The 246-nt window shown below is 71.5% G+C and carries 1 protein-coding gene; it reads left to right on the top strand.

What is annotated here, in order from left to right:
* Positions 1–246: hypothetical protein (locus ADL01_RS27505; RefSeq protein WP_159049651.1), on the top strand; the 246-nt coding region annotated here is incomplete at both ends.

Below are 246 nucleotides of genomic sequence, written 5' to 3'. Positions count from 1 at the left end.
GTACGACGACCTCGGCCGTGTCACCTACGTCCGCGAGGGATCGGCGACCGCGAACCCGGTGAAGTCGTTCTCGTACGACAGCCTGCCGGGCGCGCTGGGTCAGCCGGTCACGTCGGTGCGGCACACGTCGGGCGGTGACTACATCAGCCGCGTCACGGGTTACGACACGGACTACCGGCCCACGGGCACCGAGACGGTGATTCCGGCGGCGGGCCCGGCGACCGCGGGCCTGTCGGGCACGTACGC

This window comes from Streptomyces sp. NRRL WC-3618 (assembly GCF_001280005.1).
GTDB lineage: Bacteria > Actinomycetota > Actinomycetes > Streptomycetales > Streptomycetaceae > Streptomyces.
The sequence above is the reverse complement of the archived record's forward strand: the minus strand, read 5'-3'. Positions and strand labels throughout refer to the sequence as shown.